General features: G+C 72.2%; 11 protein-coding genes. 10 read left to right on the top strand and 1 reads right to left on the bottom strand.

All coding sequences use genetic code 11. From position 1 onward, the window contains the following. Nucleotides 1-66: 66 nt before the first annotated feature. Nucleotides 67-1,329, bottom strand: coding sequence for a glycosyltransferase family 4 protein (locus B4K29_RS06425; protein ID WP_286966721.1), 1,263 nt, complete (start codon nt 1,327-1,329; stop codon nt 67-69). A 155-nt stretch (nt 1,330-1,484) separates the two neighbouring features. Between B4K29_RS06425 and B4K29_RS06430 the strand changes: the two genes are divergently transcribed. From B4K29_RS06430 to B4K29_RS06475, 10 genes are all read left to right on the top strand, one after another. After that, on the top strand, nt 1,485-2,594 hold the full coding sequence (locus B4K29_RS06430; RefSeq protein WP_029212076.1) for a mannose-1-phosphate guanylyltransferase: 1,110 nt from the start codon (nt 1,485-1,487) through the stop codon (nt 2,592-2,594). A 96-nt stretch (nt 2,595-2,690) separates the two neighbouring features. Further along, entirely contained in the window at nt 2,691-4,295 is a 1,605-nt protein-coding gene (locus tag B4K29_RS06435) for an acyl-CoA mutase large subunit family protein (RefSeq protein ID WP_286966723.1), read from the top strand. Nucleotides 4,296-4,398: 103 nt separating this feature from the next. Further along, nucleotides 4,399-5,643, top strand: a complete 1,245-nt coding sequence (locus B4K29_RS06440) for an amidohydrolase (RefSeq protein WP_286966725.1) — start codon at nt 4,399-4,401, stop codon at nt 5,641-5,643. Between the two features lie 139 nt (nt 5,644-5,782). Beyond that, nucleotides 5,783-6,835 (top strand): BMP family lipoprotein, encoded by a 1,053-nt coding sequence (locus tag B4K29_RS06445; RefSeq protein WP_239265534.1) that lies wholly within the window; start codon nt 5,783-5,785, stop codon nt 6,833-6,835. Between the two features lie 187 nt (nt 6,836-7,022). Next, the gene (locus B4K29_RS06450; protein WP_019284182.1) at nt 7,023-8,678 is read left to right on the top strand and encodes an ABC transporter ATP-binding protein; all 1,656 of its coding nucleotides are present in this window, start codon (nt 7,023-7,025) and stop codon (nt 8,676-8,678) included. Continuing rightward, the gene (locus tag B4K29_RS06455) at nt 8,675-9,796 is read left to right on the top strand and encodes an ABC transporter permease (protein WP_286966727.1); all 1,122 of its coding nucleotides are present in this window, start codon (nt 8,675-8,677) and stop codon (nt 9,794-9,796) included. Before B4K29_RS06450 ends, B4K29_RS06455 begins: the two co-directional genes overlap by 4 nt. Further along, nucleotides 9,793-11,064 (top strand): ABC transporter permease, encoded by a 1,272-nt coding sequence (locus tag B4K29_RS06460; RefSeq protein ID WP_286957364.1) that lies wholly within the window; start codon nt 9,793-9,795, stop codon nt 11,062-11,064. Before B4K29_RS06455 ends, B4K29_RS06460 begins: the two co-directional genes overlap by 4 nt. Nucleotides 11,065-11,069: 5 nt before the next feature. Beyond that, nucleotides 11,070-11,483, top strand: a complete 414-nt coding sequence (locus B4K29_RS06465; RefSeq protein WP_349680239.1) for a cytidine deaminase — start codon at nt 11,070-11,072, stop codon at nt 11,481-11,483. Nucleotide 11,484: 1 nt separating this feature from the next. Continuing rightward, the gene (locus B4K29_RS06470) at nt 11,485-12,279 is read left to right on the top strand and encodes a nucleoside phosphorylase (protein WP_286960030.1); all 795 of its coding nucleotides are present in this window, start codon (nt 11,485-11,487) and stop codon (nt 12,277-12,279) included. Nucleotides 12,280-12,422: 143 nt separating this feature from the next. Next, nucleotides 12,423-13,094, top strand: coding sequence for a hypothetical protein (locus B4K29_RS06475; RefSeq protein ID WP_286960031.1), 672 nt, complete (start codon nt 12,423-12,425; stop codon nt 13,092-13,094). The last annotated feature ends 533 nt before the right edge of the window (nt 13,095-13,627 follow it).

Raw genomic sequence — 13,627 nt, forward strand, 5'->3', positions numbered from 1 at the left:
CGTGGGCTGGGAGCTCACGAAGGTGCGATCCGGAGGGCCAGGATGGGGCGTTCGTGGGCTGGGAGCTCACAAAGGTGCGATCCGGAGGGCCAGGGTGGGGCGTTCGTGGGCTGGGAGCTCACGAAGTTGCGTTCCGGACGCCCCGCTGGACGGTCGAGCGGCGGTCGTCAGGCGGCGGGCGATCGCGTCCTCGTAGTGTCCGACGAGCTGGTCGACCAGCGCAGCCCAGGACCGCGGCTCCACCTTGACGAGCCCGGCCGAGCCCATGGCCTCGCGCAGGGAGGGGTCCTCGACGAGGGTGCGCACGTGCTCGACGATCGAGCGGGGGTCCGCGGGGTCGAAGAGGAACCCGGTCGTGCCGTGGTCGACGAGGTCGAGCGGGCCACCCATGGCGGGGGCGACGACGGGCAGCCGGCAGGCCGCCGCCTCCTGCAGCGTCTGGCCGAAGGTCTCGCGGGTCCCCATGTGCGCGAAGACGTCGAACGCAGCGTAGGCGCGAGCGAGGTCGTCGCCCGAGCGGCGCCCGAGGAAGACCGGGGGCAGGTTGGGCCGCCCCGGGCTGCCCGCCACCGCTTCGCTGAGCTGCTCGGCCAGGGCGGTGCGGGACGGTCCGTCGCCGACCAGCACGATGCGCGTGCCCGGGATCGTGGCGACGTCGACGAGGCGGTGGATCTCCTTCTCGGGGGCGAGGCGCCCGACATACCCCACGAGCACCTGGCCGTCCGGCGCGAGCGCCCGGCGCAGCGCCCGCGACCCGGCGTCCTCGCGCCACTCGGGGCGGAACAGGCCGGTGTCGACGCCGCGTCCCCACAGCCCGGTGCGGGGCACCCCGTGCGCGCGGATGTCACTCAGCGCGGCGCTCGAGGGGGCGAGGGTCAGGTCGGCGAGGGAGTGGATGCGCCGGATCCAGCGCCAGGCGGCCTTGGCGGCGGCGCGTCCGGTCGCGGCGCCGGCGACGTTGCCGTGCTGCTCCAGATAGCTCGGCATGTCGGTCTGGTAGATCGCGACGCACGGCAGCCCCAGCCGGTCCGCGGCGGTCAGGCCCCTCGCCCCGAGCACGAACGGCGACGCCACGTGCACCACGTCCGGCCGGAACTCCCGCAGCACGTCCTCGATCTCGCCGGTCGGCAGCCCCACCTGGAACTGCCGCACCGGGATGCTGGTGACGGCTCGGACGGGGAACCCGGCATAGCTCTCGGGGGCGGGGGAGGGGGCGATGACGACGGCGTCGTGCCCGGTCTCGCGCAGGCGGTCCAGGACCCGGCAGACGCTGGTGGTCACCCCGTTGAGCGACGGGAGGAAGGACTCCGTGACGATCGCGATCCGCACGTCCTCACCATCCGTGACGTCGGTGAGGCGGGGGAGACGGGGTGGGGTGTGTCGGGTGGCGCTCAGGTGTCCTTCGGATGACGGCCGGTATGCCGACCCGCCCGATCCTGGGGAAGGGGTGAGGCGCGGGGCGCGCGTTGGATAGCGTGTCACCCATGTCTGCCGAGGCCACCGATCCCCGTCTGTACTGCGTGATCCCCGCCGGTGGTGCCGGCACCCGCCTGTGGCCGCTGTCGCGGTCCGGGCGGCCCAAGTTCCTGCACGACCTGACCGGTTCGGGGCGCTCGCTGCTGCAGTCGACCTACGACCGGTTGGCGCCGCTGTGCGACGGCCGGGTGCTGGTCGTGACGGGGGCCCGCCACGAGGCGGCGGTCGCCGCCCAGCTCCCGCGCGTCGCCCCGGGGGACGTGCTGGTCGAGCCGGGTCCCCGCGACTCGATGGCAGCCATCGGGCTCGCCGCCGCGGTGCTCGAGCGCCGTGACCCCGACGCGATCCTCGGGTCCTTCGCGGCCGACCACGTGATCGAGGGCGAGGAGCAGTTCCACGCGTGCGTGAGGGAGGCCGTCAACGTGGCGGCCCAGGGCTACGTCGTCACCATCGGCATCGAGCCGACCTATCCCGCAACGGGTTTCGGCTACGTGCGGGAGGGAGGCGAGCTTCACGTCGAGGGCGCCCCTCGGGCCCGCCTCGTGTCGGAGTTCGTCGAGAAGCCCGACGCGGGCACCGCTGCGGCATACCTCTCTCTCGGCACCTATCGGTGGAACGCCGGCATGTTCGTCGTCAAGGCGTCCGTGCTGCTCGACCTGCTCGCGGAGTACCACCCCGAGCTGGCGGCCGGGCTCCGCGCGATCGCCGCGAACCCCTGGGTGCTCAACCAGACGTGGAAGGAGCTCGACAAGATCGCCATCGACCACGCGGTGGCCGAGCCGGCCGCCGCCGCCGGTCGCGTCGCCGTCATCGCCGGCGACTTCGGCTGGGACGACGTGGGCGACTTCGACTCCCTCGCGGGCCTGCTGCCGTCGGCGGGCGAGACCCCCGACCGCCAGAACGTCGCGGTGCTCGGCCCGGCCGACAACGTGCACATCCGCAACGCCTCGGGGGTGGTCGTCAACCGCTCCGGCCGCCAGGTGGTGCTGCTCGGCCTGGAGGACGTGGTCGTGGTGGACACGCCGGACGTGCTGATGGTGACCACCCGGCGCCAGGCGCAGGACGTCAAGTCGATCGTCGAGCTGATGAAGGAGCGCGGCTACCCCGAGCTCACCTGAACCCCACGCCCTCGCCGACGTCCTTGCCCGCAGCGGCGGCGCGTTAGTGCGGGGGTGCGCGCGACCGGCAGGGACCGCACGACTAGGGTTTGAGTCATGGCTGACAGCACCGACAAGCCCACCGCCCGCACCGAGTCGGACCTGCCGCTGGAGGCGGTCTACGACGCGTCCTCGCTCCAGGGCTTCGACCCCGACGACAAGCTCGGCAGGCCTGGGTCCTACCCGTTCACCCGAGGCGTCTACCCGACGATGTACACCGGCCGTCCGTGGACGATGCGCCAGTACGCCGGGTTCGGCACCGCCAAGGAGTCCAACCAGCGCTACCACGAGCTGGTCAACGCCGGGACCGGTGGTCTCTCGGTCGCCTTCGACCTGCCGACCCAGATGGGCTACGACTCCGACGCGCCGCTGGCCAGCGGCGAGGTCGGCAAGGTGGGCGTCGCCGTCGACTCGCTCGACGACATGCGCGTGCTGTTCAACGGCCTGCCGCTGGACAAGGTGTCGACGTCGATGACGATCAACGCCCCCGCCTCGACCCTGCTGCTGATGTACCAGCTGGTCGCCGCCGAGCAGGGCGTCGCCGCGGGCCAGCTCACCGGCACGATCCAGAACGACGTGCTCAAGGAGTACATCGCCCGCGGCACCTACATCTACCCGCCGGCCCAGTCGCTGCGCCTGATCTCCGACATCTTCGCCTACTGCAACAAGGAGATCCCCCGCTGGAACACGATCTCCATCTCGGGCTACCACATGGCCGAGGCGGGGGCCACGCCGGTGCAGGAGATCGCGTTCACGCTCGCCAACGCCAAGGCCTACGTCCAGGCCGCGATCGACGCCGGTCTGGACGTCGACGCGTTCGCGCCGCGCCTGTCCTTCTTCTTCGTCGCCCGCACCACCCTGATCGAGGAGGTCGCCAAGTTCCGCGCGGCCCGGCGCATCTGGGCGCGCATCATGCGCGACGAGTTCGGCGCCAAGAACCCCAAGTCGCAGATGCTGCGCTTCCACACGCAGACCGCCGGCGTGCAGCTGACCGCCCAGCAGCCCGAGGTCAACCTCATCCGCGTCTCGCTGCAGGGCCTGGCCGCCGTCCTCGGCGGCACGCAGTCGCTGCACACCAACTCCTTCGACGAGGCCATCGCCCTGCCGACGCAGAAGGCCGCCCGCCTGGCCCTGCGCACCCAGCAGGTCATCGCCTTCGAGACCGACGTGTGCAAGACCGTCGACCCCTTCGCCGGCTCCTACGTCGTCGAGTCCCTCACCAACGAGATCGAGGAGGCCGTCTGGGAGCTCCTCAAGAAGGTCGACGACCTCGGCGGTGCCGTGCCGGCGATCGAGCAGGGCTTCCAGAAGTCGGAGATCGAGCGCTCGGCCTACGCCACGCAGCTCAAGACCGACTCGGGCGAGCGGACCGTCGTGGGCCTCAACAAGTTCACGATCGACCAGGAGGAGCACTACGACCCGCTGCGCGTGGACCCGCAGATCGAGGCCGACCAGTGCCAGCGACTGGCGGACCTGCGCGCCGCCCGCGACAACGCGGCGGTCGAGGCCAAGCTCGACGCGCTCCGGACGGCGGCCGAGGGCAGCGGCACCAACCTGCTGCTGCCGATGAAGGAGGCCCTCGAGGCCAACGCCACCGGCGGCGAGGTGTCCAACGCCCTGCGCGACGTGTGGGGCCAGTACGTCCCGCGCGACGCCTTCTGACCCCCACGCCGACCGTCACGCTGACCGTCGCGCTGATCACCGACGGGTCCTGGATCCGGCCCGCGACCTGACTCGGAACCCATGCGCGGTAACCTTGCCGCCCATGGGCTCCGAGCACGTTCAGCAGGTCGCACCCCCAAGCGATGCACAGGTCGTCGACCAGCTGCGGGCCGACATCTCGGCTGCCGTGGACGCGCTGGAGCCGGAGCTCATCGAGGTCCGCCGCGACCTGCACGCCCACCCCGAGCTGGGCTTCGCCGAGCAGCGGACGACCACGCGGATCTCCCAGCGGCTCAAGGCCGAGGGCCTGCGGGTCACCCCCGTGCACCCGACCGGCCTGGTGGTCGACCTCGGCCCCGCGGAGCCCCGTCGGCGGATCGCCGTCCGCGCCGACATCGACGCCCTCCCGCTGACCGAGACCTCCGGACTGCCCTACGCGTCCGTGACCGGCGGCGCCTGCCACGCCTGCGGGCACGACGTGCACACCACCTGCCTGCTCGGTCTCGCCCACGCCCTCGCGCCGCACCAGGAGTGGTTGCGGGAGCAGGGGTATGCCGTCCGCCTGCTCTTCCAGCCCGCGGAGGAGGTCATGCCGGGTGGGGCCCACGCCCTGGTCGCTGCAGGCCACCTCGAGGACGTGGACCAGGTCTTCGCCCTGCACTGCGACCCGGGCACCGACGTCGGTCAGGTGGGGTTGCGCACCGGCGCGATCACGGCGGCCACCGACGTCCTGACGGTGCGCCTCACCGGAGCGGGCGGCCACACCTCGCGGCCGCACATCACCCAGGACCTCACCTATGCCCTGGCCACGGTCGTCACCGGGCTGCCGGCCGCCCTGTCCCGGCGCGTCGACCCGCGCGCGGGGCTGGCACTGGTGTGGGGGTCGATCCACGCGGGGGAGGCCGGCAATGTCATACCCTCGACCGGCACCGCGTCGGGCACGCTGCGGATGCTCGACGCCGACGTGTGGGACTCGATCGGCCCGCTGGTGGACGACCTCGTCGGGCACCTCGCGGCGCCGTACGGCGTGGCCGTCGAGATCGACCACCGTCAGGGCGTGCCGCCCGTCGTCAACGACGCCGACGCGGTGGCGCACCTGGTCAGCGGCGTCACCACGATGGTCGGGGCCGACGCCGTGGTGCCGACGCCGCAGTCGCTGGGCGGCGAGGACTTCTCCTGGATGCTGCGCAGCGTCCCCGGAGCCCTCGCGCGCCTCGGCACGCGGACGCCCGGCGGCACGACCTACGACCTGCACCGACCCGACCTGGTCGTCGACGAGCGGGCCATCGCCGTCGGCGTGCGGACCCTGGCCGGCACCGTGCTGTCGGCCCTCGTCGCGACGCCCTAGACGCGCCGCGCCGGCCGTGGTGGCCCACGCGGCCACATAACAGTTCGTCACCGCTTCGGCGCACTCGGGGCAACCCGGCGTCGGCCCGCCGGAGCCGCGGTCTAGGGTTTGCTCATCCGTTCCAACGAAGGAGTCACCCTTGATCCGCATCGTCAAGGTCGCGACCGCGCTCACGGCCGCCTCGCTCGCCCTCGCCGCCTGCGGCAGCCCCAACGACACCGAGTCCGGCTCGTCCGGCGGCCAGTCCTCCGGCGCGGCCGGTGGCTCCGCGATCAAGGTCGGCATGGCCTATGACGTGGGCGGCCGTGGTGACCAGTCCTTCAACGACTCGGCCGCCAAGGGTCTCGACGAGGCCAAGGCCCAGCTCGGCGCCCAGACCAAGGAGTCCGTGGCGACCGCCGGCGAGGCCGAGTCCGCCCGCGAGGAGCGACTGCAGCAGCTGGTCGAGGCCGGCTACACCAACGTGATCGCCGTGGGCTTCGCCTACGCCCCGGCCGTCAAGAAAGCCGCTGCCGACAACCCCCAGGCCAAGTTCGCGCTCGTCGACTCCACCGACGCCAAGGGCGCCAACATCCAGAACATCGTGTTCTCCGAGCAGGAGGGCTCCTACCTCGCCGGTGTCGTCGCGGCCAAGAAGTCCAAGACGGGCAACGTCGGCTTCGTGGGCGGCGTCCAGACCGACCTGATCAAGAAGTTCGAGGCGGGCTACGTCGCCGGCGCCAAGGCGACCAACCCCAACATCAAGGTGCAGGTCAAGTACCTCACCCAGCCCCCGAACTTCTCCGGCTTCGCCGACCCGGCCGCCGGCAAGACCGCCGCAGAGGGCATGCTCTCCGCGGGTGCCGACGTGATCTACCACGCCTCCGGCGGCTCCGGCTCCGGCGTCTTCACCGCCGTCAAGGCCAAGAACGCCATGGCCATCGGCGTCGACTCCGACCAGGCCAAGACCGCCCAGGCCGACGTCCGCGACGTCATCATCACCTCCGTCGTCAAGCGCGTCGACGTGGGCGTCCTGGAGTTCATCAAGCAGGTCAAGGACGGCAACCTCAAGTCCGGCGAGGCCGTCTTCGACCTCAAGTCCAACGGTGTCGAGCTCGCCACCACGGGCGGCAAGATCGACGACCTCAAGGCCGAGCTCGACAAGGCCAAGACCGACATCGTCTCCGGCAAGATCGTGGTCCCCACCAAGTGACCGGTCTGACCTGACCTGATCGACCCTCGCAGCACCTCGCACGCACGTATGCCGCAGCCCGGCCGCCAGACGGACACCCCGACGGCGGCCGGGCTTCGGCATACGGGGGAGGTCCGCGGTCCATCGATCTGGACCCCGTGATCACCGACGGTAAGGTGATGCGGTCAGCCGCCACGTCCACGACGACGTGACCGAGCAAGGAGCGTGCACCATCGGAACTCCACCCACCTCGACGAGCGCAGACGCGCCGCCCGCCGTCGCCGTCCGCGGGATCACCAAGAGGTTCCCGGGCGTGGTGGCCAACAAGGACATCACCTTCTCGGTCCGCAAGGGCAGCATCCACGCGCTGGTGGGGGAGAACGGCGCGGGCAAGTCCACGCTGATGAAGATCCTCTACGGCGTGCAGCGCCCCGACGAGGGCACGATCGCCATCGACGGCCGCGAGGTGACCTTCCACGGGCCGAGCGACGCCATCGCCGCCGGGGTCGGCATGGTCTTCCAGCACGTCAAGCTCGCCGACAACTTCACCGTGACCGAGAACGTCGTGCTCGGCGCCGAGAAGCTCCACGGCATCGGCGACGGGGCGCAGGCCGAGATCCGGCGCATCTCCAAGGAGTACGGCCTCGGCGTCGACCCGGAGGCGCTCGTCTCGGACCTCGGCGTCGGTGCCCGCCAGCGCGTCGAGATCCTCAAGGTCCTCTATCGCGGCGCCCGCATCCTCATCCTCGACGAGCCCACCGCCGTGCTCGTGCCGCAGGAGGTCGACGAGCTCTTCGACAACCTCAAGACCCTCACGGCCGAGGGCCTGACCATCATCTTCATCTCGCACAAGCTCGACGAGGTGCGCGCCGTCGCCGACGACATCACCGTCATCCGCCGCGGCACCACCGTGGGCAGCGCCGACCCGCGCACCGTCACCTCCCGCGAGCTCGGCGAGCTCATGGTCGGTCGCGAGATGCCCAGCCCGCAGACGCAGGAGTCCACGGTCACCGACCGCGCCGTCCTCGTCGTCGAGAACGTCCGCCTCGAGCGGCCCGGCGGGCGCGACGTCCTCGACGACGTGTCGCTGACCGTCCACGCGGGCGAGGTCCTCGGCATCGCCGGCGTCGAGGGCAACGGCCAGGACGAGCTGGTCGAGGTCATCATGGGCATGCGCGACCCCTCCGCCGGGCGGATCTATCTCGGCGGCAAGGACATCACCGACTGGCCGACGCGGCGCATCCGCGAGGCCGGCGTCGGCTACGTCCCCGCCGACCGCCACCGGCACGGCCTGCTCCTCGAGGCGCCGCTGTGGGAGAACCGCATCCTCGGCCACCAGACCCAGGCCCCCAACGTGTCCGGACCGTTCATCAACGCCCGCGGCGCCCAGCGCGACACGACGCGCATCGTCGAGGACTACGACGTGCGCACGCCGTCGATCCACGTCACCGCCGGCTCGCTGTCCGGCGGCAACCAGCAGAAGCTCATCATCGGCCGCGAGATGGCCCACGAGCCGCGGGTGCTCGTGGCCGCCCACCCGACCCGGGGCGTCGACGTGGGCGCGCAGGCCGCGATCTGGGACCACATCAAGCAGGCCCGGCACGAGGGCCTCGCGGTCCTGCTCCTCACCGCCGACCTCGAGGAGCTGCGCGGCCTGTCCGACACCATCCGCGTCATCAGCGAGGGCCGCCTGTCCGAGGAGCTGCCCCCGACCACGTCCCCGGGTGACCTGGGCGCCGCGATGACGGGCGGTTCCGGCATACCGGACCACGTCCCACCGACCGAGCCGACCCGCACGTCCGGGGCGACCGGCGCCACCCGCGCCGACGACCCCTCGACCCACCAGCAGGAGCCCACCCGATGAAGGTCTCGCCCCGCGCCGTCCTGCTCGCGCTCGCGGCGCCGCTGCTCGCCATCGTCGTGGCGTTCGTGATCACCTCGCTGGTGCTCGTCGCGGCCGGCGACCCCGTGGGGGCCGTCTGGACCGAGCTGCTGCGCCAGCCGAGTCCCCGACTGATCGCGCGCATCGTCAACGGCGCCATCGTCTACTACCTCGCCGCGGTGGCCCTCGCCATCGGCTTCCGGATGAACCTGTTCAACATCGGCGCCGAGGGGCAGTACCGCGTGGCGGTCTTCGCCGCCGCGGTGTTCGGGGCGCAGGGCTACCTGCCGGGCTGGGCCAACGTCATCGCCACCACGCTGGTCGCCATGCTCGTCGGCGCCGGCTGGGCCGCGATCGCGGGCTACCTCAAGATCAAGCGCGGTGTCTCCGAGGTGATCTCGTCGATCATGCTCAACGCCATCGCGACCAGCGTCGTGGCCTTCCTGCTGACCAAGGCCCGGGACAGCTCGGCCGGCGCCGGCAGCAACGTCACCAACACCAAGCCGCTGCCCCAGGACTCCTGGGTGCCCGGCCTGCAGATCATCAGCGGCACGACCACCAAGGTCTACGGCCTGCTCGTCCTGGCGATCGTCGTCGGCCTCCTCTACTGGCTGGTCCTCGGCAAGACCCGCTTCGGCTTCGACCTGCGCAGCGCCGGCCAGTCCGAGACCGCTGCCATCGCGAGCGGCGTCAACGCCCCCCGGATGATCATGTCGACGATGATCCTGTCCGGCGCCATCGCCGGCCTGATCGGGCTGCCGCTGCTGTTCGGCCAGGACCACGCCTACGGCACCAACTTCCAGCCGGGCATCGGCTTCGCCGGCATCGGGATCGCCCTGCTGGGGCGCAACCACCCGATCGGCATGGGCCTGGCCGCGCTGCTGTGGTCCTACCTCGACCAGCAGGGCAACGGCCTGCAGATCAACGCCGGCGTCTCCTCCGAGCTGGTCTTCATCATCCAGGGCGTCATCGTCCTCGCCGTCGTCATCGCCTACGAGCTGGTGCGGCGCGCCAACGTCCGGCTCGAGCAGGCCAAGGTCGCCCGCGACCTGGCGGCGCAGCAACCGACCGCACCTGCCACCCAAGGAGCCAGCGCATGAGCACCACCGGTGTCGCCCCCGTGACGGACCGGCCGGACCGGCGCAGCTCGGTGCCGCGCCGTCGTCGCCGCCTGTCCGGACTGCAGATCGCCGGGCTGGCGCTGCTGGTCCTGCTGTTCGTTTCGGTCCTGCGCGTCGTCACCGGCGAGAACGACCTCGCCTCCTCCGGTGCCCTGGCTGCCGCCCTCGGCCTCGCCGTCCCGATCGGCATGGCCGGTCTCGGTGGCCTCTGGTCGGAGCGGGCCGGCGTCGTCAACATCGGCCTCGAGGGCATGATGATCCTCGGCACCTGGGGCGCCGCCTTCTTCGCCTGGCACTGGGGCGCCTGGGCCGGCATCGTCGGCGCGGTCCTGCTCGGCATGATCGGCGGCGCGATCCACGCCCTGGCCACCGTCGTCTTCGGCGTCGACCACATCGTCTCCGGCGTGGCCGTCAACCTCATCGGCATGGGCGGCGCCAAGTACCTCGCCGCCCGTGCCTTCACCGGCACCCCCGGCGGTGGCGCGACCCAGTCGCCGCCGCTGCCGCACCTCCCGGACGTCACCGTCCCCGGCCTGTCGCCCGCGCTGACCTCGCTGGAGGGCAAGCACATCTTCTTCGTCTCGGACGTGGCGGGCGTGCTCGCGGCCTTCGTGACCAACCTGTCCGTGCTGACGATCATCGCGGCGCTGCTGGTGCTCGTGTCCTGGTGGGTGCTGTGGCGCACCACCTTCGGCCTGCGCCTGCGCTCGTGCGGCGAGAACCCCTGGTCCGCCGAGTCGCTCGGCGTCAACGTCTACCTCTACAAGTTCCTCGCCGTGCTGATCTCGGGCGGGTTCGCGGGGCTCGGCGGCGGCTTCCTCGCCCTCGTCGCGGCCAACGTCTTCCGCGACGGCCAGACCGGTGGGCGCGGCTACATCGGTCTCGCCGCCATGATCTTCGGCAACTGGCGGCCCGGGTCCCTCGCGGCCGGGTCGCTGCTGTTCGGCTACTTCGACGCCGTGCAGCTGCGCGGCGGCGCGGTGCACGCCCTGCTGCTCGTCGTCGGCCTGCTCCTCGTGGCCTTCGGGGTCTGGCAGCTCCTGCGCCGCAACCTCCTCGGCGGCGTCGTCGCGATCGTCATCGGTGTGGGCCTCGGCTGGTCCTTCTTCGCCACCGACACCGTGCCCGGCGAGCTCACCAGCGCCGCCCCCTACATCGCCACGCTGCTCGTGCTCGGCCTCGCCTCCCAGGCCTTGCGGATGCCCGCGGCCGACGGCGAGGTCTATCGCAAGGGCGAGGTGGGATGAGTCGTATGCCGTCCCGCGCCGACGACGTCGACTGGGACGCCCTGCGCGCGGCCGCCGTCAGCGTCATGCGGCGGGCGTACGCGCCCTACTCGTCCTTCCCCGTCGGGGTGGCCGGGCTCGTCGACGACGGCCGGATCGTCGTGGGCTGCAACGTCGAGAACGCCTCCTACGGGGTGGGGCTGTGCGCCGAGTGCGGCATGGTGTCGGCGCTGCACGCCTCGGGCGGTGGACGGCTCGTGGCCGTGGCCTGCGTCGGGGCGAACGGCGCCCCGCTCATGCCCTGCGGCCGCTGCCGCCAGCTGCTCTGGGAGCACGGCGGCGCGTCCTGCCTGCTCGAGACGCCCCTCGGCGTGCTGCCGATGAGCGAGGTGCTGCCGCAGGCCTTCGGCGCCGAGGACCTCGACCGGGCAGGGGAGTGACGTGACCGAGCCGATCCTGCCCGTCGACCTGCACCTGGCGAGCGACCTGGACGAGCCCGGGGTGCTCGAGCCGTCCGCCCTGTATCCCCGCCTCCCCGACGGCGAGGTCCCCGACGCCGCCGTGATCTGCTTCTTCCCTGAGACCGTGCGCGCGATCGGTGAGCGCGAGGGCTCGGAGCTCGCGTTCCGCTTCACGTCGATCATCGGCGGTCAGCCCTGCTACGTCCGTGAGGTGGCGGGGCGCCGGGTCGCGTTCTTCTTCCCCGAGATCGGGGCGCCGCGGGCCGTCATGTTCCTCGAGGAGGCCATCGCCCGGGGCATCACGCGGTTCGTCGCGGTCGGGTCCGCCGGCGTGCTCCTGCCCGACCTCGTCATGGGCCACCCCGTCGTCGTGACCTCGGCGTTGCGCGACGAGGGCACGAGCGCCCACTACGGGGCCGTGGGGCCGGTCGTCGAGGCGGGGGCCTCCGGCATACGGGCCTGCATCGACGCCCTCGACGCGGCGGGCGCGCCGCACGAGACCGGCCGCACGTGGACCACCGACGGCATCTATCGCGAGACCCGGTCCACCGTCGCGCGACGGATCGAGGCCGGGTGCGCGGTCGTCGAGATGGAGGCCAGCGCGTTCCTCGCCGTGGCGGCCCACCGCGGCGTCGAGCTGGGACAGATCCTCTTCAGCGCGGACTCCCTCGCCGGCGAGGCGTGGGACCACCGCGGCTGGGTCACGGCGGGCGACGCACACGAGCAGGTGTTCTGGATCGCCATGGACGCCGCCGCGCGCCTGGCAGCCGGCTGAGCCGCACCTGGCAGATCGCTCCCGGTCCGCCTCCGCGCCCAACCGACCGGACCTGCAGCGCCGTCGGAGGGAGTGCACCGGGAACGCATGGGGTAAGACCCTCGTTGCTCGGACAGGACGACCGACGACACACGGGAGTGACCATGGGATTCCTCGACCGACTGCTCGGCCGCACGCCGCAGCAGGGGCTGCAGCAGGGCTACCAGCAGCACCAGCCGCAGTACGCCCCGCCGCCCGCCGGCTACGACCAGGCGCCCCAGCCGGGCGCGCCGGCACCGGGACAGCCGGGCCAGGTGGGCCAGCCTGGGCAGACCGCCCAGTCCACGGAGGACCAGCAGGCCATCGAGCGCTACCGCTACCTGCTGCGCACCGCCCCGCCGGAGAAGGTCGAGCAGGCGCATGCCGAGGCCTTCGCCAAGCTGACGCCCGAGCAGCGCCAGCAGGTGCTGACCGGCCTGTCGCAGTCCGGCGAGACGCCCGCCGGCGACGACCCGCAGTCGCTGGCCCGCGCGGCGACCCGCGCCGAGATGCGCCAGCCGGGGTTCATGGAGCGCACCTTCGGCGGCGCCGGCGCCGGCGGTGGCCGCGGCGGCATGGGCATGGGCGGGATGGTGATGGGGTCGATGCTCGGCTCGATCGCCGGCGTCGTGGTCGGCACGGCCGTGGCCGGCGCGCTGATGGACGGGTTCGACGGCTTCGGTGACGGCGGCGCGGACCTGGCCGGCGGCGACTTCGGTGGCGACGCTGGCGGTGACGGCGGCGGCTTCGACGGGTTCGGTGACTTCGGGGACATCGGCGGCGGCTTCGACTTCTGATCGTTGCGCACGCTCGTCGCCCGCTCCCAGCACACCTGGGGGCGGGCGACAGCCGTATGCCGGCCGCCCGCCGCCATCCCGCGCCGCCATCCGACGCAACGTGACCCGTCAGGGCACATCCGCAGGCGACCCCGCTCCACGCCGGAGTTCTCCCGACGCAAAGTGACCCGTCCGGGCACGCCCGTGCCGCGAGACCCCCGATACCCGACGTGAAGTGACCCGTCAGGGCACGCCGGTACCGCGAGACCCCCGCTACCCGACGCAAAGTGACCCGTCGGGGCACATCCGCAGGTGACCCCGCTCTGGGCCGGAGTTCTCCCGACGCAAAGTGACCCGTCGGGGCACGTCCGCAGGCGATTCCGCTCGACGCCGGAACTCACCCGCCGTGAAGTGACCCGTCAGGGCACCCCTGCACCGCGAGACCCCTGCCATCCGACGTCAGGTGACCCGTGGGGGCAGGTCCGCAGGCGACCCCGCTCCACGCCGGAGTTCTCCCGACGCAAAGTGACCCGTCAGGGCACGTCCGCAGGCGA

Source organism: Arsenicicoccus sp. UBA6765, from assembly GCF_002453335.1.
Lineage (GTDB): Bacteria > Actinomycetota > Actinomycetes > Actinomycetales > Dermatophilaceae > Arsenicicoccus > Arsenicicoccus bolidensis.

Excerpts from the sequence above, each read along its gene's own strand:
- B4K29_RS06430 (WP_029212076.1), top strand. The coding sequence starts at position 1,485 with ATGTCTGCCGAGGCCACCGATCCCCGTCTGTACTGCGTGATCCCCGCC.
- B4K29_RS06435 (WP_286966723.1), top strand. The coding sequence starts at position 2,691 with ATGGCTGACAGCACCGACAAGCCCACCGCCCGCACCGAGTCGGACCTG.
- B4K29_RS06440 (WP_286966725.1), top strand. The coding sequence starts at position 4,399 with ATGGGCTCCGAGCACGTTCAGCAGGTCGCACCCCCAAGCGATGCACAG.
- B4K29_RS06455 (WP_286966727.1), top strand. The coding sequence starts at position 8,675 with ATGAAGGTCTCGCCCCGCGCCGTCCTGCTCGCGCTCGCGGCGCCGCTG.
- B4K29_RS06460 (WP_286957364.1), top strand. The coding sequence starts at position 9,793 with ATGAGCACCACCGGTGTCGCCCCCGTGACGGACCGGCCGGACCGGCGC.
- B4K29_RS06465 (WP_349680239.1), top strand. The coding sequence starts at position 11,070 with ATGCCGTCCCGCGCCGACGACGTCGACTGGGACGCCCTGCGCGCGGCC.
- B4K29_RS06475 (WP_286960031.1), top strand. The coding sequence starts at position 12,423 with ATGGGATTCCTCGACCGACTGCTCGGCCGCACGCCGCAGCAGGGGCTG.